The organism is Flexivirga endophytica, from assembly GCF_014640635.1.
GTDB classification, from domain to species: Bacteria; Actinomycetota; Actinomycetes; order Actinomycetales; family Dermatophilaceae; genus Flexivirga; species Flexivirga endophytica.
In genome coordinates this window covers 1-20,756 of the sequence record NZ_BMHI01000005.1, presented here as the reverse complement: position 1 = coordinate 20,756, position 20,756 = coordinate 1, and the positions used below count along the sequence as shown (strand labels likewise).

General features: G+C 68.1%; 14 protein-coding genes and 1 pseudogene. 4 read left to right on the top strand and 11 right to left on the bottom strand.

Annotation, left to right across the window (positions count from 1 at the left end; translation table 11 throughout):
• Positions 1-103 precede the first annotated feature (103 nt).
• The gene (locus IEX71_RS15385) at positions 104-748 is read left to right on the top strand and encodes a hypothetical protein (protein ID WP_188837950.1); all 645 of its coding nucleotides are present in this window, start codon (positions 104-106) and stop codon (positions 746-748) included.
• Positions 749-831: 83 nt separating this feature from the next.
• Here the strand turns inward: IEX71_RS15385 and IEX71_RS15380 are convergent, their stop codons facing one another.
• The 3 genes and pseudogenes from IEX71_RS15380 to IEX71_RS15370 all read right to left on the bottom strand — a co-directional run bounded on the left by IEX71_RS15380 (position 832) and on the right by IEX71_RS15370 (position 4,624).
• On the bottom strand, positions 832-2,091 hold the full coding sequence (locus IEX71_RS15380; protein WP_229749776.1) for a glycosyltransferase: 1,260 nt from the start codon (positions 2,089-2,091) through the stop codon (positions 832-834).
• Positions 2,092-2,453: 362 nt separating this feature from the next.
• Positions 2,454-3,253 (bottom strand): annotated as a pseudogene (locus IEX71_RS15375) (HAD-IIA family hydrolase).
• 144 nt (positions 3,254-3,397) lie between these two features.
• The gene (locus IEX71_RS15370; protein WP_188837949.1) at positions 3,398-4,624 is read right to left on the bottom strand and encodes an NADP-dependent isocitrate dehydrogenase; all 1,227 of its coding nucleotides are present in this window, start codon (positions 4,622-4,624) and stop codon (positions 3,398-3,400) included.
• A gap of 163 nt (positions 4,625-4,787) precedes the next feature.
• Between IEX71_RS15370 and IEX71_RS15365 the strand changes: the two genes are divergently transcribed.
• Positions 4,788-5,786 carry a malate dehydrogenase gene (locus IEX71_RS15365; protein ID WP_229749850.1) on the top strand — a complete coding sequence of 333 codons (999 nt, stop codon included), beginning with the start codon at positions 4,788-4,790 and terminating at the stop codon, positions 5,784-5,786.
• A 474-nt stretch (positions 5,787-6,260) separates the two neighbouring features.
• On the opposite strand, the gene IEX71_RS15360 is transcribed toward IEX71_RS15365, so the two are convergent.
• From IEX71_RS15360 to IEX71_RS15335, 6 genes are all read right to left on the bottom strand, one after another.
• On the bottom strand, positions 6,261-6,536 hold the full coding sequence (locus tag IEX71_RS15360; protein ID WP_188837947.1) for a DUF3017 domain-containing protein: 276 nt from the start codon (positions 6,534-6,536) through the stop codon (positions 6,261-6,263).
• Positions 6,533-7,393, bottom strand: a complete 861-nt coding sequence (locus IEX71_RS15355; protein ID WP_188837946.1) for a bifunctional methylenetetrahydrofolate dehydrogenase/methenyltetrahydrofolate cyclohydrolase — start codon at positions 7,391-7,393, stop codon at positions 6,533-6,535. Before IEX71_RS15355 ends, IEX71_RS15360 begins: the two co-directional genes overlap by 4 nt.
• A gap of 46 nt (positions 7,394-7,439) precedes the next feature.
• A complete protein-coding gene (locus tag IEX71_RS15350) occupies positions 7,440-7,844 on the bottom strand; it encodes a YjbQ family protein (RefSeq protein ID WP_188837945.1) in 405 nt (134 codons plus the stop codon).
• Between the two features lie 2 nt (positions 7,845-7,846).
• A complete protein-coding gene (locus tag IEX71_RS15345) occupies positions 7,847-10,957 on the bottom strand; it encodes an adenylate/guanylate cyclase domain-containing protein (RefSeq protein WP_188837944.1) in 3,111 nt (1,036 codons plus the stop codon).
• Between the two features lie 61 nt (positions 10,958-11,018).
• Positions 11,019-14,102, bottom strand: coding sequence for an adenylate/guanylate cyclase domain-containing protein (locus IEX71_RS15340; protein ID WP_188837943.1), 3,084 nt, complete (start codon positions 14,100-14,102; stop codon positions 11,019-11,021).
• Between the two features lie 24 nt (positions 14,103-14,126).
• Entirely contained in the window at positions 14,127-17,204 is a 3,078-nt protein-coding gene (locus tag IEX71_RS15335; RefSeq protein WP_188837942.1) for an adenylate/guanylate cyclase domain-containing protein, read from the bottom strand.
• A gap of 141 nt (positions 17,205-17,345) precedes the next feature.
• On the opposite strand from IEX71_RS15335, the gene IEX71_RS15330 reads away from it, so the two are divergent.
• On the top strand, positions 17,346-17,768 hold the full coding sequence (locus tag IEX71_RS15330; protein WP_188837941.1) for a cyclic nucleotide-binding domain-containing protein: 423 nt from the start codon (positions 17,346-17,348) through the stop codon (positions 17,766-17,768).
• A gap of 112 nt (positions 17,769-17,880) precedes the next feature.
• On the opposite strand, the gene IEX71_RS15325 is transcribed toward IEX71_RS15330, so the two are convergent.
• Both IEX71_RS15325 and IEX71_RS15320 read right to left on the bottom strand, forming a co-directional pair.
• Positions 17,881-18,558 carry a response regulator gene (locus IEX71_RS15325; protein WP_188837940.1) on the bottom strand — a complete coding sequence of 226 codons (678 nt, stop codon included), beginning with the start codon at positions 18,556-18,558 and terminating at the stop codon, positions 17,881-17,883.
• Entirely contained in the window at positions 18,555-19,715 is a 1,161-nt protein-coding gene (locus IEX71_RS15320) for a sensor histidine kinase (RefSeq protein ID WP_229749775.1), read from the bottom strand. The genes IEX71_RS15325 and IEX71_RS15320 overlap by 4 nt, the downstream gene beginning before the upstream one ends.
• A gap of 166 nt (positions 19,716-19,881) precedes the next feature.
• Between IEX71_RS15320 and IEX71_RS15315 the strand changes: the two genes are divergently transcribed.
• Positions 19,882-20,604 carry a hypothetical protein gene (locus IEX71_RS15315; RefSeq protein ID WP_229749774.1) on the top strand — a complete coding sequence of 241 codons (723 nt, stop codon included), beginning with the start codon at positions 19,882-19,884 and terminating at the stop codon, positions 20,602-20,604.
• Positions 20,605-20,756: the final 152 nt, after the last annotated feature.

The window sequence follows — 20,756 nt, the reverse complement described above, 5'->3', positions numbered from 1 at the left end:
AACATCGTGACGTGCATTTGCGGCGACGGCCGCACCTCACAGTCATGCTTGACCCTGCGGCAACCAGTCGCATTCACCCAGCACACAAGTGGGGGCAGGAAACATGGAAAGCAACGAGCCCGGCGGCCTTTCCCGGCGCACAGTGGCGAAGGGTGCAGCGTGGGCGGTTCCCGCCGCCGTCGCCCTCGGTGCCGCCCCCAAAGCAGCCGCATCGCCACCGTGTGTCCCGACCTTCACGCTGAACGGCGCGAGCTGCAAGTGCCCCGGCGGATCCACACCGCAGACGCAGAGCTACTACCTGCTGATCTGTTCCGACCCCGCCAACACGTGCACCACCGCCGGTGGCAGCATCTACATCTGGGCGGCGGAGAGCAACAGCGGCAAGGCGCTCACCGGACCGAGCTTCCCCATCACCATCCCCGCGGGATCGTGTGACAGCCAGTACCGCCTGTTCGGCAGTACCAGCAGTGCGCAGTACGTGCACTTCCAGTACAGCTTCACGCTGGACGGGCCGAAGGCGTGGAGTGCGCTAATCCCGGCACCGAACCAGCAGTGTGGCCGTGACGGCAACGGCAACTGCACGGCCCCGGGCGCCAGCACGGCCGTGGCCAAGAAGGCCACGGATTCGACGCCGTCCTCGACATCGTCCACCGCCGCCCCGAGCAGCACCACTTCGGCGCCCGCCACCTCCACCCAGGCCCCGGCTCCGGCCAGCACACAAGCCCCGGCGCCGACGTCCGCCGGCTGAGTCGTCCGCATCGCCTGACGCCAACGAAAGGCCGCCCGTGGTGATCACCACGGGCGGCCTTTCGTCGTCCTACCTTCGTTGTCCTAGGCGCTGGGCAGTGCCGGCGTACTCGGTTGCACCGAGTCGGCCTCCCGGCCCTCGTCGGCCAGGTCGTCAACTGCCGCACGGATCTGCGCGACGAAGCTGGCCTCACTGAACTTCGCGGCGTGGTCGGTGACCCGCAGCCGTGACAGCGGATGAGCCCGCAGGCGGCGTACGGCGTCTGCGATCGCAACTGCCGTCGGCTCGTCGAAGAACAGACCGGTCCGCCCGTCCACCACCGTCTCCAGGTAGCCGCCCGAGCGCAACGCCAGCGCCGGCGTGCCGAATGCAGCAGCCTCGATCACCGTCAGGCCGAAGTCCTCGTAGCTCGCCCCGATCAACGCTTCGGCGTTTGCATAGAGCCAGCGCAGCTCGGCGTCGGGCACGCCTTCGAGGAGGGCGACGTTCGGCGGAGCCTGCCTGCGCAGTTGGTCCGCCAAGGGACCGGTGCCGACGACGACCAGATGCTCGTTCGGGAGGTTGCGCCACGCGGCGAGCACCTGGTCGACGTGCTTGTAGGGCAGCAGCCGCGACACGACGAGATGGAAATCGGTCCAACCGCGGTCGCGCAGCGCAGCCGGTTGGACCCGGTCGCCCTTCACATCCACGCGGTATGGCGGCGCCACGACGCTGGCGTCGATGTCGTAGCACTCGCGCACCCGACGGGCTGCGACCGCGGAGTTGGCGAGGTAGCGGTCGGCCCGGGCTGCGGCACGGCGGTCCCAGCGTCGCAGAGTGGGACCGAGCATGCGGAGCGCTCCTGCGGCCACCGGACTCGGCCGGTCGCCCAGGAAGTCCTCGGTGACGTAGAGCCAGCGTGCCGGCGTGTGGCAGTAGACGAGTCGTTTCGCGTCAGTGGTGAAGCCGTGCGCCCAGCCGGAGGACGACGCGACGACGATGTCCGCGTCGATATGGATGGAGCGCGCGGCCAACGGCAGCAGCGGCAAGGCTGCCCGGTAGTGCTTGCGCGCCGGTGTCAGTCGGTCCAGCGCCGACACCCGGACGTCGAGATCCGCGAACTCAGGGAACGTCGTGTCGGGGTCGTACAGCGTGGTGTAAATCGGTGCTTCCGGGAACGCCTTCGCCAGGGACAGCACCACACGCTCGGCGCCGCCCATCTGGGTCAGGTAGTCGTGGGCGATGGCGATACGAGGGCTCGTCCGTGCCGCTCGTCGACCGTCGCCGGCGGTCAGTGACAGCGGAACCGGGCGCTGTGGTGTCGCCAGATCTGCGCTCGGCTCGGGCATGAAGACATGCGGCATTAGCTCTCCCCTGAGAGGGTAAAGCCTCCATTTTGTGGAGGTAAAGAGATAGTAAAGGTCAACCAGGGGACGATGCTTAGATATTGCTGGTGAATTGCAGCCGACAAAGAATCGTGCAAGACAGGTGTACTGGTCGCCTGTATTGCACATCGGTGAAATAAGTCACCAAACGTCAGGTACGTGGTGGTAGGGCACCCTGCAATGGCGTGTCATCAGCGTGACTGGACGCACGTCCTGCGGCCCCTGGGGTCACAGAGACACCACACCCAGCCTGGCGACGATTCAGGTGCTGTTCGGGCGTGGACCTCCCGGCCGCGGGCCCGCACTCAGGCCCGGACTCAGGCTCGGACTCGGGCTCGGACTCAGTCCTCGGGTGCGAAGTCGTCCACGAGCGGCACGACGTCGGCGATCGACTCCACGACGCGGGTCGGCACGAACGGGTGTCGAGCGACCTGCTCGGGCTTCGTCGAGCCGGTCAGGACCAGGATCGTGCGCAGTCCGGCCTCGAGCCCGCTGACGATGTCGGTGTCCATCCGGTCACCGATCATGACCGTCGTCTCGGAGTGCGCCTCGATCCGGTTGAGCGCGCTGCGCATCATCAGCGGGTTGGGCTTGCCGACGTAGTAGGGCTCGACACCGGTCGCACGGGTGATGAGCGCGGCGATGGCACCGGTCGCCGGCATCAGACCTTCGGCCGACGGTCCGCTCGGGTCGGGGTTGGTGGCGATGAAACGCGCTCCGCCCGCGACCAACCGGATGGCACGGGTGATGGCTTCGAACGAGTAGGTGCGGGTCTCCCCCAGCACGACGTAGTCGGGGTCGCGCGAAGTCATGATGTAGCCGATGTCGTGCAGCGCAGTGGTCAGCCCGGACTCGCCGACGACATACGCCGAGCCGTTCGGCCGCTGGTCGTCCAGGAACTGGGCGGTGGCGAGCGCCGAGGTCCAGATCGCGCTCTCCGGTATGTCGATACCGCTGGCGCTCAGGCGAGCTCGCAGGTCACGCGGCGTGTAGATCGAGTTGTTCGTGAGGACGAGGAACCGCAGTCCCAGCGTCTGCAGCCGACCAGGAACTCGGCAGCACCCGGTATGGCGTGCTCCTCGTGCACCAGGACGCCGTCCATGTCAGTCAGCCAGCTGCGGACCTCACGCTTGTCGGTCATGTCGCCAGTATTGCCGGTTCACCGCCGAACGCGCGTCATCAACCACTACCCGGGAATGCCGCACCGGCCAAGTGGCGCGGCCGCACATGACGACGCCGGCAGGGAGCATGTGCTCCCTGCCGGCGTCGCCGATGCTGTCGTGGCTCAGGCCGTCATACCCATGGCCTTCTGGAGGTTCTCGTCCAGTGCGGCCAGGAACTCCTCCGTGGTGAGGAACGGCTGGTCCTTGCTGATCAGCAGCGCGAGGTCCTTGGTCATCTGGCCGCCCTCGACGGTCTCGATGCAGACGCGCTCGAGGGTCTCGGCGAACTGCGTGACCTCCGGGGTCTCGTCCAGCTTGCCGCGGTGTGCGATGCCGCGGGTCCAGGCGAAGATCGACGCGATCGGGTTGGTAGAGGTCGCCTTGCCCTGCTGGTGCTGGCGGTAGTGGCGGGTGACCGTGCCGTGCGCGGCCTCGGCCTCGACGGTCTTGCCGTCGGGGGTCATCAGCACCGAGGTCATCAGGCCGAGCGAGCCGAATCCCTGTGCGACCGTGTCGGACTGGACGTCGCCGTCATAGTTCTTGCAGGCCCAGACGTAGCCGCCCTCCCACTTCATCGCGGCGGCGACCATGTCGTCGATCAGCCGGTGCTCGTAGGTGATGCCGGCGGCTTCGTACTGCTCCTTGAACTCGTCCTCGTAGATGCGGGCGAAGATGTCCTTGAACTGACCGTCATACGCCTTGAGGATGGTGTTCTTGGTCGACAGGTAGCAGGGCACCTTGCGCTGCAGCGCGTAGTTGAGCGATGCGCGGGCGAAGTCCTCGATCGACTTGTTGAAGTTGTACATGCCCATCGCGACGCCACCGTCGTCGCCGTACTCGGCCACCTCGTGCACCTCGGGCTCGCCACCGTCGGCGGGCGTGTAGGTGATGGTCACGGTGCCGGCACCGGGCACCTTGAAGTTCTGCGCTTTGTACTGGTCCGCGTGGGCGTGACGGCCGATGATGATCGGCTTGGTCCAGCCAGGCACCAGGCGCGGCACGTTGGAGATGATGATCGGCTCGCGGAAGATCACGCCGCCGAGGATGTTGCGGATCGTGCCGTTGGGGCTCTTCCACATCTCCTTGAGACCGAACTCCTCGACGCGGGCCTCGTCCGGAGTGATCGTCGCGCACTTGACGCCGACGCCGTACTGCTTGATCGCGTTGGCCGCGTCAATGGTGATCTGGTCGTCGGTCGCGTCGCGGCTCTCGATGCCGAGGTCGAAGTACTTCAGGTCGACGTCGAGGTAAGGGTGGATCAGCCGGTCCTTGATGAACTGCCAGATGATGCGTGTCATCTCGTCACCGTCGAGTTCGACGATCGGGTTCGTGACCTTGATCTTCTCCATGCCTGCTTCTGGCTCCTTGCTGAGTCTTGCCGGACTGATGTGGGCCGGGTGGTCGTGGCGCTGTCGCGCCATACCAGGCTATCCGGGCGGCGACAAGACCTCGGTGCCAGGCCTGTCCCGGGCGCTGCTAGCGTCATACGGGAAAGACCGTCCCCTCGCCCAAATGGGAGTTCTCGTGAGCGCTTCGCCCGTCAAGGTCGCCGTCACCGGCGCCGCCGGCAACATCGGTTACAGCCTGCTTTTCCGCATCGCCGCAGGTGACCTCTTCGGCCCGGACACCCCGGTCGAACTCCGTCTGCTGGAGGTCACTCCGGCTCTCAAGGCCCTCGAGGGCGTCGTCATGGAGCTCGACGACAGTGCCTTCCCGCTGCTGGCCGGCGTCGAGATCGGCGACGATGCCGAGAAGGTCTTCGACGGTGTCAACCACGCGCTGCTTGTCGGCGCCAAGCCGCGCGGCCCGGGCATGGAGCGCGGCGACCTGCTCAAGGACAACGGCGGCATCTTCGGCCCGCAGGGCAAGGCGCTCAACAAGGTTGCGGCAGACGACATCAAGGTCACCGTCACCGGTAACCCCGCCAACACCAACGCGCTGATCGCGATGAGCAACGCTCCCGACATCCCGGGCGAGCGCTTCACCGCGCTGACCCGTTTGGACCACAACCGCGCCCTGGCGCAGCTGGCCGCCAAGCTCGGGGTCAAGACCACTGACATCAGCCAGATGTCGATCTGGGGAAACCACTCCGCGACCCAGTACCCCGACCTCTTCCACGCGCAGGTCGGCGGCAAGTCCGCTGCCGAGGCCATCGGCGACCAGGACTGGATCGCCAACACCTACATCCCGACCGTCGCCAAGCGCGGCGCCGCGATCATCGAGGCACGTGGTGCTTCGTCCGCCGCCTCGGCCGCTTCGGCGACGATCGACCACGCCCGTGACTGGCAGAACGGCACCGACGGCGCCTGGGTCTCCATGTCGGTCCCGTCCGACGGCTCCTACGACGTCCCGGAGGGCATCATCAGCTCCTTCCCGGTGACCGTGGCCGATGGCAAGTGGAGCATCGTCCAGGGTCTGGAGATCGATGACTTCTCCCGCGGCAAGATCGACACGTCGGTCAAGGAGCTGCAGGGTGAGCGCGACACCGTCAAGGAGCTCGGCCTCATCTGAGGTTCCGTTCGCTGACAACGAAGCGGGCGCCGGTCACATGACCGGCGCCCGCTTCCGTATGTCGGGGGGGCTCCGCCTCATGTCGGGGACTCCGCTTCGTCCCGCCAGATCGACCGTCGGCACTTCGGGACACCCTCCAGCCCCCAACCCGTCCCCACCGACCGACCGTCGGCACTTCGGGACACCCCCCAGCCCCCAACCCGTCCCCACCGACCGACCGTCGGCACTTCGGGACACCCCCCAGCCCCCAACCCGTCCCCACCGACCGACCGTCGGCACTTCGGGACACCCCCAGCCCCCAACCCGTCCCCACCGACCGACCGTCGGCACTTCGGGACACCCTCCAGCCCCCAACCCGTCCCCACAGACCGACCGTCGGCACTTCGGGACACCCTCCAGCCTCCAACCCGTCCCCACAGACCGACCGTCGGCACTTCGGGACGCCGCCCCACCCAACGGCGACCACACTCGGCATCAGCCGGTCAGCGGGCTGAGCTTCACGACGCTGAAGATGAACCCGACGGCAGCTGCGAGCACCAGGAACGCTGCTCCGTCGACCGCTCTGGATCGTATGACGAGAGCGCCGATCAGACTCTCCGGCAAGGCGATCCGGCCCAGGCCGGCGACGGCCAGCACCAGGGCCAGCAGGTAGCCGCCGCCACGCACCGGCCCGGTCGAGAGCACGACCAGCGCGAGCGCGGTGCCGAGGATGACGAACCACCACAGTGGCCCGAGGCGGAATTTGTTCACGCCCGTTCCGCGAGCGCTGCCTGCCGTTCGGCTGCGGCGACGACGTTCGTGAGCAACATCGCCCGGGTCATCGGACCCACGCCACCCGGGTTCGGGGTGAGGTGGCCGGCGACGTCCGCAACGTCGGGCGCCACGTCACCGGCGATCTTGCCGTCGACCCGTGAGACACCGACATCGAGCACCGCGGCGCCCGGCTTGACCATGTCTGCGGTGATCAGACCGGGCACCCCGGCGGCGGCGATGATCACATCGGCGGTACGCGTGTGCGCTGCCAGATCCCGGGTCCCCGTGTGGCACAGGGTGGCCGTGGAGTTCTCACTGCGACGGGTCAGCAGCAGGCCGAGCGGGCGGCCGACGGTCAACCCGCGGCCGACGACGACGACCTCGGCGCCGCGCAGGTTCACGTCATACCGGCGCAACAACTCGATGACGCCGATCGGGGTGCACGGCAACGGGCCGGTCTCCCCCAGCACCAGCTTGCCGAGGTTGACCGGGTGCAGGCCGTCGACGTCCTTGTCCGGGGAAACCCTTGACAGCAAGGCGAACTCGTCCAGCCCGGTCGGCTGCTGCACCAGGAAGCCGGTGCACTCGGGGTCGGCGTTGAGCTCGTCGATCACGGCCTCGACCTCGGCCTGGGACGCCGTCGCCGGCAGGTCCCGCCGGATCGAGTTGATGCCGATGCTCGCGCAGTCCTTGTGCTTGGCGCCGACATACCAGCGGGATGCGGGGTCGTCACCCACCAGCACGGTGCCGAGGCCGGGCACGATCCCGCGCTCGGCGAGCGCCGCGACGCGGGCCCGCAATTCGGTCTTGATGGTCGCGAGGGTGGCTTTGCCGTCCAGGAGAGTTGCCGTCACGCCTGGCATCTTTTCACGCGACCGCGGGGTCGTCGCACGGCGTCGGTCAACCGGGGATCAGCGAGAACCGGACGGATCGGTCCGGATTGTCGACGTTGAGGTCCACCAGGCAGACGCTCTGCCAGGTGCCCAGCACCAGGTTGCCGTCGATCACCGGCACCGTCGCGTATGGCGGAACGATCGCCGGCATCACGTGCGACCGGCCGTGTCCGCGGCTGCCGTGTGCGTGTCGCCAGCGGTCGTCGGCGGGCAGCAGGTCGCCCAGCGCCGCGAGCAGGTCGTCGTCGCTGCCCGCTCCGGTCTCGATGATCGCGATGCCGGCCGTCGCGTGCGGCACGAAGACGTGTAGCAGACCGTCCGGCCCGGCAGCCGCGAACTCCTCGCACTCACGGGTGATGTCGAGGACCACTTCCGTTGCGCCGGTGTGGAATTGGTGGGTCTCGGTGCGCATGGTCAATCCCTTCCGCGTAGTTTCTCGGCGGCGTTCAGCCAGTCATCGACGTGGTCGGCCATGATGTCGGCACCCTTGCGCCGGTAGGCCCGTCGGGCGCGCTCGGCGGCGTCGTCGGCACCCGAGCGGTCACCGAGCAGCAGCAGGGTGACGGCTTCGTCCACGGCCTGCTCGGCGAGCGTGATCGGCATCGACATACCCGCGGTTGCCTCGCGCGCCTCGCGCACGCGCTGCAGGGCCAGCTCGCCGTTGCCGGTCGCCGCGAGGAGCTGCGCGGCCACGGACTCGCGCAGTCCCGGCGCGTAGCCGTCGTCCTCCATCGTCGGCGCCTCCACGTCCCCGTCGAACACCTCCAGCGCCGCGTCGAGATCACCGGTGCGCAACAACATCCGGACGATCCACATGCTGTTGTCCAGCTGTGCGATGTGCCCGATCCGCGGCAGCGTCTCCAGCAACGCATCGGCGGCCTGGCGAGCATCCCCGAAGCTGTAGAGCGCCATCGCCCACCGGTCGGTCTCGCGGGCCAGGTAGTCCGGGCCGCTGGACAGCTCCTCCACCCGCTCCCAGTCCTCGGTCGCGCCTGGCCGATCGCCCAGCATGGCTCGCAGCCACACGCGCAGCGGCAGCAGGCTGAGGATGCGCTCGTGCTGTGCGGCGCCCGAACTGATCGCCTGGTTGACGTCCTCCAGGACCATCGCCGCCGGCTCGTCGCTCCACATCCCGTATTCGACCCGCGCGAAGGTGAGCCGCCGCCGCACCGGCCGGTCCTCGAGCTCCTCCGCAACCGCGCTGAGCCTGCTGACCTCGCCGAGTCCCTCCGTCATACGACCGGCGAGACCGTAGGCGAGCATGCGCGCCCAACCGACGTCCAGGGCAATTGAGGGTATGTCGAAACCTGTTGCGTCGCCGATGAGTTCGGTGGCGACTCCGATGCCCTCCAACGGGGTGGTCGCCGCCGAGTTCAACCGTCCGGTGAGCAGCATCCCCTCCCGGTGCACCAGCCACGCCGGCGCCTCGTCGAACTTCTTGTCGAAGAGCTGGACGACCTCCTCGACCTCCTGGAAGTTGGTGTGGTCGGAGCGTGTGAACGCGCGGTGCGCGACGTCGTGCAGTCGCGGATCGCCATCGGCATACAGCGGGATGAGTGCGAGGTATGCCGCCCGGGCGCCCGGCTCGCCGCGCAGGTCGAGCTCTTCGGCGGCCTCGAACGACACGCGCGCCGCACGATCACGCACGTTCGCGATGAGGGACGGGTCGGAGGAGACGAGCGCGATCTCGTCATACGCCTTCCGCACGTGCTCGGCGATGGCCCGGCGCTGGGAGCCTTGCAGCTCCTCGGCATGCGCGGCGATCCAGTCGGCTGCCCGCAGGTGGCGCTCGGAGCGGACCTGGCGCGCCTGCGTGCGATATGCCGTCTCCATCAGCATCGACTGCGCGAACTGGTAGCGAGTGAAGCCTGAGTTGTCCTGGTCCCCGAGTTCGAGGATGTTCAGCTGCCGCAACCGGTGGGCGACGTCGTTGCCGTCGTCGTCCGGATCGGGCTGTGCCGTGCGGACCGGCCCAACTGCCTCGGCGTAGAACTCCCGCCCCAGGATCGACCCGACCTCGCAGAACGCGCGCTCCATCGGGGTGAGCCGGTCCAGCGTCGCCTCGAAGAGCGTGTGCACCGACACGGGCAGTTCCTCGCCGTCGCACATGCACTCGAGCAGCACCTCGAACACCTGTGGATTGCCGTCGCTGCGACGGATGAGGGCGTCGAGCGTGACCTCGACCGACCGGCCGGAGTCGGCAGCGGCTGCTTCGAGGTCGGACATCCGCTCGGCGGCCATTTCGCGCAGCTCGGCCGGCTCGAGCGGGTCGACCGGCTCGACGCGGGACTGCTGACCGCCACCCCACATCGGCCGTCGCTCGAACAGCTCGGGCCGGGTCGTGCAGATCGTCACCACTGGGTAGGTCAGCAGCGGCTCGACCAGCTGCTCGATCAGGTCGAGCATCGGCTCGCTCGCCCAGTGGATGTCCTTCCACCACACCGCGATCGGGCCGCCGAGCGCGAGCCGGGAGATCACCTTGCGGACCGCCCACACGATGTCGTCTGTCGACGTCGTCTCCTCCGAGCGCGCGGTCGCCGACTCCAACCGCCGGATGATTGCGGTGGCGGTCCGCTCGTCGAACATCGAGGTGACCGTCTGCGTCCAGTCCTCCCCGATGCTGGACAGCAGTTTGTTGAGCGGGCCGTAGTTGCCGTCGGTGCCCAGTGGTTGGGCGGTGCCGCGCAGCACCCGCAATCCGTCGCGTTCGTCGAGCAGGTGGGCGACCATGCGGTTCTTGCCGATGCCGGGTTCGCCGACATACGTGACGAACCAGCCCTGCCCGAGTCGCCGGGACCGATCGGCGATGCCGCCGAGGTCCCGCAGCTCGACCTCGCGGCCGACGAACGGGCTGCGCCGGATGTCGCCGGACCGGGCGTCCCGGTCGGCGACCTTGTAGACGTCCTGCGGCTCGGTCTTGCCGCGGTGGGTGATCGGCGCGACGAAGTCCAGCGGGACCTGGGTGCCGACGAGGGCTGCGACGGTGTCTCCGACATACGTCTCGTCCGGGCCGGCCGCAGCTTCCAACCGCGCCGCGACGTTGACCGCGTCGCCGGTGACCGAGAACTGCCCGTCGGGCTGGTGGGTCACGAAGACCTCACCGGAGTTGATGCCGACCCGCACTCGCAGTCGTTGCCCGAGCCGGGCCTGCATCCGCTTGGACAGGTCCCGCATCGCCTCGTGTATGTCGGTGGCCGCCGACACGGCGCGCAGCGCATCGTCCTCACGCGTGGCGGGGACGCCGAAAACGGCCATGACGGCGTCGCCGATGAACTTCTCGACGGTCCCGCCGTACTTCCAGACGATGCGTGAGATGGCGTCGAAATAACGCGACAGGCTCGCCCGCAGCGCTTCGGGGTCGAGCGACTCGCCCAGGCTGGTGGAGCCGACGATGTCGACGAAGAGGATCACCACGTGCTTGCGCACCGGCGCCTGCAGACCGCCCTGTGCGAGGGCAGCGCCGCAGTTGGGACAGAACTTCGTCCCAGCGGGCGACTCGAATCCGCAACGCCAACAGGTGATCACGATCGGCCATTCTTCCAGGTGTCCGGTGTATGTCGCTCGCGCCCGGCTGTTGGGAACACGATCAGCCGGCACGGAGCTTTTCGGCGTTGCCCACCCAGGTGTCGACCTGGTCACGCAGCGCCACCGCGCCCTTGCGCTCGAAGGCGTCCTTCGCCGCCGCGGCTGCTGCGCGACTGGCCGTTTCGTCGCCGAGGAGGTGCTCGACGATGGCGGTGAAGGTGTGCACGATGCCAGCTGCGTCCAGGCTCTCCTCCGGCCGGTCCATCCGCGAGCCGATCTCGATCTGCTCAAAGGCACCTGCGCGGTCACCGTCGAGCGCGTTCTCGATCGCGACTGTGAATGCCTGCGCGTCGGCACGGAGCCAGTCGAACGAGTCGGGTAACTCCAGCGTCAACGCATTGTCGACGTGTGTTCGTGTAGCTGCCAGGGCGCCGGCGAACAGCGCCCATCGTGCAGCTGCCGCATGTAGTGACGCCGCGTAGCTCACGACCGTTGCGTCGTTCGCCCGATGGGCGAGTTGCGACGCGAAATCAGCGGCGTCGGCAAGTCGACCTTCCGCAGCAAGAGTCCGTTGGTAGTGCTGCAGGTCGTAGAGCGTCTCCGCACGATCCACCCCGTCGAATGCTTTTTCGTGCAACGCCCACTGCTGCCGGGCTTCCTCGAATCGTCCACTGCTCGCGAGTGCCGCTGCGAGCACCGCCGTCGTGGTCCCCCACATTCCGCGCTGGCCGGCGACAACTTCCTGCAGTCGTGCGGCATCTTCGACGACCTCGGTCAGTGAAGTGCTGGCGCTGTAGGTGATCTGCAGGTCGAAGTTGAGCCACACCCGTTCTTGAACCGGCCGATCTTCATCAGCGGCCGCTCGTGCTCGCTCCAGGCAGACTTCGTGACATGCACGCAGGTTCCCGAGGTCCGCCTCGACTTGGCTCAGGTAGACCGCCGCGAGCTCCATCGCGAAGACATCGACCGGTCCGATCCTCCTGAGCCGATCCACCATGATTGATGCCTCTTCCCGGGCTTCCAGCAACGTGAGACCGCCGCGGCGGATGCCCACGATATTGCGGGGAACGGATCGCACGACCTGCCAGTCCTCGTCCTGCGCCATCGCGGCATCAAGGCGGTCGATCCAACCCTGCCAGCGCTCGACCGTCGCCCCGCTGTTGCGGGCAAGAACCACGGCATAGGCGATCTCGAAGTGCCCCGGGGCTCCGGACGGAAGGAGGTCCAGGACTCTGTCCATGGTGTCCCGCATACCCGGGTCGCCGCGCAACTGTTGCGCCCTGAGCAACTCGATCGCGGCCTCGCAGGCCGACGACTGCAACAACTGCCGCTCATCAGCCGGGCCGTCGATCTCCTGCAACAACTCGTAAGCACGCCGACGGTGCGAAGCGACCAACGCGACCGGGTCGCCCAGGATGCCGCCCTGATGTTCGCGGATCCAGTCCGCGAGCGCCGAATGCCGAGTGATGCGAGTGCGTTTCGGCATCGTCCGGTAAGCCGTCTGCATGAAAGCCGCCTGGGCGAAGCGGAAGTCGCCGTCGCCGGCGACCTCGAGCACGTTGCGGCCGCGCAGACGGGCGACAGCCTCGGCCGGCTCGTCGATGCCGGCAGTGGCAGCTACCGGTGCGAGCGGGAAGCGTCGTCCGTAGACGGCCGCGACCTCGACCAGGGAACGCTCGTCAGCGGTAAGCCGGTCGAGTGCCGCCTCGTAGAGCTGAGTCACCGACGCCGGCAACCCCTCACCAGCGGCGGCGGACTGCGCGAGCAGCTGGACCACTTGCGGGTTGCCGTCGGCACGCGTGACGAGATCTTCGGCGGTGACGTCGATCTCCTTGGTCTGCAACGCGATCCGCTCCGCGGCGATGGCGAGCAGATCTTCCTCGTCCAACGGTGTGACGTCCTCGACCCGGGACTTGCGCCCGCCACCCCACCGGGAGTCGATGTCGAAGAGTTCGGGGCGAGCGAGGCAGATCGTCAGCACCGGAAGGCCACGGCTCGCGGCCGCCGTCCGGCCGATGAAGTCCAGCTGCGCCTCGGTCGCCCAGTGCAGGTCGTCCCACACGGACGCCACCGGCGACGTCTCACACAGCGCAGCCAGCAGAGTCTGCACCGCCCACACCACGTCCTCGACCGAGGTCTGCGCGTCGGAACGACCGACGGCCGACCGCAGGCGCTGCAAGACCGCGGCCGACTCGTCACCGAGAAGCTGCTCGACATACGCCTCCCAGTCGACGTCGAGACTGCTCAGCCAGCTCGAAAGAGGTGCGAACGCACCGGCATTCATGGCGTCGGCTCCCCCGGTCACGACGCGCAAGCCGTCACCGCGCCCCGCCGTGAACTCGCGGACGAGTCGGGACTTGCCGATGCCGGGGTCGCCGACGTAGGTCAGCAGCCACCCCTCCTCACGTGCGGCGGAGCGGTCCGCGAGCGCGGTCAGATCCGCCAGTTCACCGACCCTGCCGACGAATGACGGCTCGCGCTCTTCACGGACCCGGTCCTGATCCGCAGCGACACGAAAAACCTGCTGCGGCACCGTCTTTCCCTTGTGCAGGATCTCGCCGACCTCGTCGAGCACCATTTCGTCGCGTAGCAACTCGGCGACCGTGTCACCGACATATGTCTCGCCGGTGCCGGCCGCTGCCTCCAACCGCTGGGCGGTGTTGACCGCGTCACCGGTGACCGAGAACTGCCCGTCCGGCTGATGCGTGACGAAGACCTCGCCGGCGTTGACGCCGATGCGCACGTGCAGCCCGACACCGATCTCCTGCTCGAACTGCCGCGACAGCTTCGCAACCGCATCATGTATGCCGCTCGCGGCCCTGACCGCGCGAGCCGCGTCGTCCTCCCGAGTGCTCGGCACCCCGAAGACCGCCATGACCGCGTCACCGATGAACTTCTCCACCGTGCCGCCCTGCACCCAGATCGCCTTCGAGACCGCATCGAAGTAGCGCGCCAGTCGGTCCCGCAGCGCCTCGGGATCGGCGGCCTCACCGAGCGTCGTCGACCCGACGATGTCGCAGAAGAGGATCACGACGTGCTTGCGCACCGGCGTTTGGAGTCCGCCCCGCGCCACCGCCGCACCGCACGACAGGCAGAAGCGAGCCTCCGCCGGCAGTTCCGCCCCACACCGAGCACACGTTGTCACGTGAGCACACCCTTTCCCCTGTTGTCACGCTGCGATCTCACGCAACTTGTCGGCATTCGCGACCCACCTGTCGACCTGCGGCACGAGCGCGGTCGCGCCCTTGGCGATCAGCGCGTCCCGGGCACTGTTCGCTGCAGCACTCGAGGCAGCCTCGTCGCCGAGCAGGCGCTCGACGATCGCGATCATGGCGTGCATGTAGGCGGCGCTGACCGGGCTCTCCTCTGGCCGGTCGACCCGGGCGTTGAGCTCGATCTGGTGGAGCGCGCCGACCCGATCACCGCGCAGCGCGCACTGCACCGCAACCATGAAGGCTTCGTTGACGTCCTCCAGGAACGCCAGCGTCGGCGGCAACTCGACCATCACCAGCTTGCGACAACACTCGACGGCGAACGCGAGGTCGCCGGCGAAGATGGCATCCCGGGCTCCCAACCCCAACAGGCTCGCGGCGAAACTCGGTAGCCCGGCGTCGGATGCCAGCTTCGCCAGATAGCGCGCGGAGTCGCCCGGACGGCCGTCCGCGAGTAACAGGTGCGGGTAGTGCTGCAGGTTGAAGGCTTGTTCCGACGCCGACTCCTCGGCATGCCTGACCGCCACTTCCTCCCACAGCGTGCGGGCACCATCGAGATCACCAACTCCCGCCAGCGCGCCCGCGAGGACCGACGTGGTGGTACACCACTGCTGTCGTTGTCCGGACACCATCGTCTGCAACGTCCGCGCATCCGCGATGACCTCGGGCAGCGGGGTCAGCCCGATGTATGCCGCCTGAATATCGAAATTGCGCCACATCCGCTCGATGAAGGTGCGTCCGCCATGCTGTGCGCGGGCGATCCCATCCACGCAGACTCGGTGGCAGGCCGCGAAGTTTCCGAGATCGGCTTCCGCCTGGGCCAACAGGATGGACACGACGTCGACCGCGAGCGGCTCGACCTCGCCCATAGTGTCGAGTCGGCCCAGGATCTGCAGGCATTCGGCGCGCGTCTGGTCCAAGCTCACATCTCCGCTACGCACCGCCGCTAGATTGCGTGGAGCACGACGGATGAGCTGCCAGGTGGAGTCCGCCTCCATCGCGACGTCGAGCCGGTCCAACCAGCCGATCCATCGCTCGGGATCGACCCTGTTGCGGAGATACCAGCCTGCATGCGCGACCTCGAAGTGACGAGCGTCGCCCGCGGGGAGGACATCGAGCAATCGCTCGACCGCGTCCGGTAGTCCCGGGTCACCGCGCAGCTGCATCGCCAGCAGTGACTCCAGGGCCGCATCAGCCGCCATCCTCCGGAGCGCGGTGCGCTCGGAGGGGGAGCCCTCGATCTCCTCCAGCAGGTCGAACGCCCGTTGCCGGTGCGACGCGATCAGCGCCACCGCGTCGAGGTGCAGCCCGTCCCGATGGTTGTCCACCCAGTCCGCCAACGCCGAATGGCGTGTGATGCGAGTGCGTTTGGACATCGTGCGGTAGGCGGTCTGCATGAAGACGGTTTGCGCGAAACGGTAATCTCCGTCGGATGCGACCTCGAGCACGTTGCGGTCGCGCAGGCGGTCGAGCACCGTCGCCGGGTCCGACACCTCCGCGACGGCGCCGACCGGCGCCGCCGGAAAACGTCGGCCGTAGACGGCGGCGGCCTCCACCATCGAGCGCTCATCCGCGTTCAACCGGTCGAGGGCAGCTTCGTAGAGCTGGGTGACCGACGCAGGGAGGGCACCGCCTGCCGCCGCGGACTGGGCCAGCAGCTGGACCACCTGCGGGTTGCCGTCCGCCCGGTCGACGAGGTCCTCCGCGGTCAGGTCGATCCCGCCCGGCTGCAAAGCGATTCGTTCGGCAGCCACCGCGAGCATCTCGTTGTAGTCCAACGGCTCGACGTCCTCGACCCGCGCCTTGCGCCCGCCACCCCAGGACGTGTCGATGTCGAACAGCTCCGGACGTGCCAGGCAGATGGTCAGCACCGGCAATGCCCGGCACGCGGCAGCGAGCCGGCCGATGAAATCCAGCTGGGCAGCGGTCCCCCAGTGCAGGTCGTCCCAGACAGATGCAACCGGTGAGGACTCGCACACCGCGCTGAGCACCGCATGGGCGGCCCACACGACGTCCTCGGTGGATGTCTGGGCCTCGGAAAGGCCGACCGCGGACCGCAGCCGCTGCAGCACCGGCCCGGCTTCGGACCCCAACAACTGCTCGACATACGTCGGCCAGTCGTCGGCAAGGTTGCTCAGCCATCCCGCGAGCGGAGCGAACGCCCCGGTGCTCATGGCGTCGCAGCCACCGGCGATGACTTGCAAGCGGTCCCGCCGTGCCGTCACGAACTGACGCACGAGCCGAGACTTGCCGATGCCGGGGTCCCCGACATACGTGAGCAGCCAGCCTTGCCTGCGAGCCGCCGAACGGTCGGCGAGGACGGTCAGGTCGGCGAGCTCGACCTCGCGACCGACGAAGGCGGGCTCGCGGACGGTCAGCACGCGTTCCTGGTCTGCGGCGACCTGGAAGACACGCTGCGGAGCACTGCGGCCCTTGTGCAGGACCTCTCCCACGTCGTCGAGCACGATCTCGTCACGCACCAGCTCGGCCACGGTGTCACCGACATACGTCTCATCGGTGCCGGCAGCGGACTCCAGACGCTGCGCCGTGTTGACCGCGTCGCCGGTGACCGAGAACTGCCCGTCCGGCTGGTGGGTCACGAAGACCTCACCGGAGTTGACGCCGATGCGCACGTGCACCTGCTGGCCGATCTCGGCCTGGAACGTGGTCGACAGGTCAGCAACAGCCAGGTGTATGGCGGACGCTGCGCGCACCGCCCGGATCGCGTCGTCCTCGCGTGTGCTGGGCACCCCGAAGACCGCCATGACCGCGTCGCCGATGAACTTCTCGACGGTGCCGCCGTATTCCCAGATGACCCGCGAGACAGCGTCGAAGTATCGAGACAGACGCTCACGGAGCGCCTCCGGATCGGCGAACTCACCCAGACTCGTCGATCCGACGATGTCGCAGAAGAGGATGACCACGTGCTTGCGGACCGGCGCCTGCAGTGCGCCCTGGGCCGCCGCGGCCCCGCAGGAGGAACAGAACCGAGCACCCTCGGCCAGCTCCGCACCACACCGAGCACACGTCGTCACGAGCCGAACTTACCCCGGAGGACTGACGAATGCCGGTTCGATCTCGCTCGCGGAATCTCACCGGCGCGGGCGGGCCCGCGCTGCTAAGTTGGCTCGGTCACCGCACGGGCGTAAATCTTTCATTTCTCAAGGGGTTCATCCATGTCAAGCGCTCAGTTGAAGCAGATCCTCGCGGGCATCGACCTGTTCACCGGTCTGAGCCCGGCCGCGATCGCCCAGATCGCCGAGAGCGGGTCCAACTTCCGCAGCGGTCCGGGATCCAACGTGATCACCGAGGGCTCCAAGGACAGCGGCCTGCGGGTCGTCCTGCAGGGTTCCGCGAACGTCGTCGTCGGCGGCGAGGACCGCGGCCAGATCGGTGTCGGTGACTACGTCGGAGAGTTGTCCATGATCGACGGCGCTCCCCGGTCGGCGACCATCACCGCCGGTCCGGAGGGCGTGGAGACCTTCGCACTCTCCCCCATGGCCTTCATGCCGCTGGTCCGCAATGACGGCGACATCGCCGCCGCACTCCTGAAGACGCTGGTCGCACGGTTGCGCAAGGTCGAGGCCGCTCAGAAGTAGGCAGCAGCCGCCCTGGCGGAGGCAATAAGACACGAGACGACGACCGATATCGGGCCGTGCATCCGGTGAGCAGGTTCACCGGATGCACGGCCCGTTATCGCGAGGAGTCGAGTCAGTGACTCTGCTGCGCGCGGAAGACCGTGAGCGCCAGTTGAACCCGGTTGTCGAGGCCGGTCTTGGCCAACGCACGGGAGATGTGTGTCTTGACCGTGCCCTCGCTCATGAAGAGCGCCCTGGCGATGGTGGCGTTCGAGGCCCCTTCCGCGACGGCGTCGGCGACCGCACGCTCCCGGTCGGTGAGTGCGGCGAGCGCACGCTGCGCCGCTGACCCTGCGGTGCCCACCTGGGACGAGGCCGTATGCCGAGCCACCAGTTGCCTGGTGATCGTGGCGGAGAACGCCGACTCACCCGACGCGGCGAGATGTATGGCGTGGCAAAGCTCTTGCGGCGCAACGTCTTTCAGCAGATAGCCGCTTGCGCCCGCCTGCAGCGCGTCGAGCACGTGCGTGTCGAGGTGGAACGTCGTGAGCATCAGGACTGCGGACGAGGGCACCGCCGCGTGGAGGCGGCGGGTCGCTTCGACACCGTCCATCTGCGGCATCTGCAGGTCCATCAGCACCACGTCGGGCCGGTGCTGGATCGCCGCCACGACGGCCTCCGCTCCACCGGCCGCTTCCGCAGCGATCGCGATCGTCGGATCCGCCGACAGCACCATGGTCAAACCGGCCCGGACCATCGCGTCGTCGTCGACGAGCAGCACCGAGGTCGGATCCGGTGTGTGCGGGCTCATCGCAGTGGCACCCTTCCCCGCAACAGGAACTCGCCGACGCCGCCGTTCCCGCGTCCCACGATCTCGTGCTCGACGACGCCTCCGGCAGCAGCGACGCGCTCGGTCAGGCCGACCAGCCCGGCACCGCTGCCGGGCATGAGCGGTGCGCCTGCCTCCACCGGATTGGTGATCGACACCACCGCTTCGGCTCCCTCCTGGTGCACACTCACCGTCACCAGCGCTCCGGACGCGTGCTTGCGGGCATTGGTCAGCCCCTCCTGCACGATGCGGTAGACGGCCTCGGCACCGGAACCCGAGTCCGGCGTCGCGCCCGACCCGAGATTGGCGACCACGAGCTGCCCCGCCCTTCGCGCCTCGTCGACCAGTCCGCCGACGGACCGCTCGGGCCCGTTCTCCTGCGGTATGGCGAGCGTGCCGTCACGCAGCATGCCGATCACCCCGCGGAGTTCGTCCAGGGCACGGGTGGCGGTCGTCCGGATCGTGCCTGCGGTCGGGCCGACGTCCTGCGCACTCGCGCCGGCGACCTCGAGCCCTCCGGCATACAGGGCGATCAGCGAGATGTGGTGGGCGACGGAGTCGTGCATGTCCCGTGCGATCCGCGCGCGTTCGGCCATCTGGATCTGCTCCGCGCGCATCGCCCGTTCGCGCTCGATCCGCGCCGCGCGGTCCCGGTAGACCGCCACGAGGTCCTGCTGCGTCTGCTGCAGCGCGCCCCACGCGACGACCGCGAGCGAGATCGCGGTGTTGACCATCACGGTCAGGCTGACCGACGCGTTGCCCGGATGCACGAGCCAGAAGACCAGGCCTGCGACGATGTCGGCGAGCGCGACCAGGAAGGCGATCTCGAGCCGCTTCGTGCGCGCAACCGCAAACAGCGCAACGTAATTGGCGATTCCGGCAGTGGCTGCGAACGCGCTGGCGGTGGCGAGCGTCAGGGCGACCGTCGTCGGCCTGCGGTGTCGGAGCACCAGCGCCATGCAGGCGAGCGCACCGACCGCCACGTCGAGCGGGAGCCAGGACCCGCCGGGACGCTGCTGCAGCACGAGGAAGAGGTTGGCGAGGCCGCCGGCGAAGGACGCGAGCACGAGTAGGAGGGAGACGCTCGGCGGCTCACGCTCGTCATCGACGGCGGACGAGATGACCGGGCGATGCTGCACGTCGTCAGCCTAGATGTCCGACCCGGTCGGCCGCAGTCAACGAAAGTCGTATTCACGATCGGTCTTTCGCCGACGCTCTCCGCCCGAACGGCAGATGTGACCGACATGGCGCCACAGCCATCGTTGCTGCCATGAACACCTCAACGCATCAGGTCCAGGAGTCGCTGTGAAAACCTCTGCCGTCATTGATGATCCGACAACCACTTCCCGCACCCACATCGACCGTGGTGATGCACGCGTCGCCGGCTGGGCAGCGCTCGGCGCAGGCGTGACGACGGTCGCTCTCATCGCGCTCTACTTCGTCTACTCCGGGCCGCCGCCGGCGTCGAACGTACTCACCCGCAGCCTGTTGACCCTGATCATGCTCGCGCTGTTGAGTGTCTTCGGAGTCGCCTTCGGCAGGCTGTTGCCGGTCGACGGTCACGGCCGGCGGAGTCTGCCGGGTCAGCTCGCGCTGGTGTCACTGTTCACGTATGTCGCTGTCATCCTCTTCGCCACTTCATTGGAGGCCGGCACGCCGCTGTGGCAGCCACACGCGTCGCTCGACCCCACCACCGACGGACCGCTGGCCGCGGCGATGGCCCTCGCGCACGGACCGATCGCGCATCTGTGGATCGCGATGTTCCTGGCCGGATTCGCCAGTGCGGCGGGCGCATCGGGGTTGTCGCGACTCGTGCCGCGATGGGCGGTTCGTGGCTGCGTCTCCGTCGCGGTGATCAACGTGCTCGCCATACCGTCGATGTACTTCGGTATGGACGCCACGGACTTCTACGCCGTGAACGGCTGGGGCGCCGACGCGCTCGTCGGGCTGATCACCATGGTGTGGGTCGGCCTCGTCGGACTGGGCATCCTCCGGTCCGGGCCGGCGCGCAGCCTGACCGCCGGGTGACGCAGCTGACGCCGAGTGACGCATTTGCAAATGCGTCACTCGGCGTCAAGTGCGTCAATGGGGCAATGCCGCGCCCGCCCTTCATACCGCGTCCGCGACGATGCCGGCCGGCCGAGCCCGCGAGGCCGGCCGGAGGAGGAGCGGCGCACAAG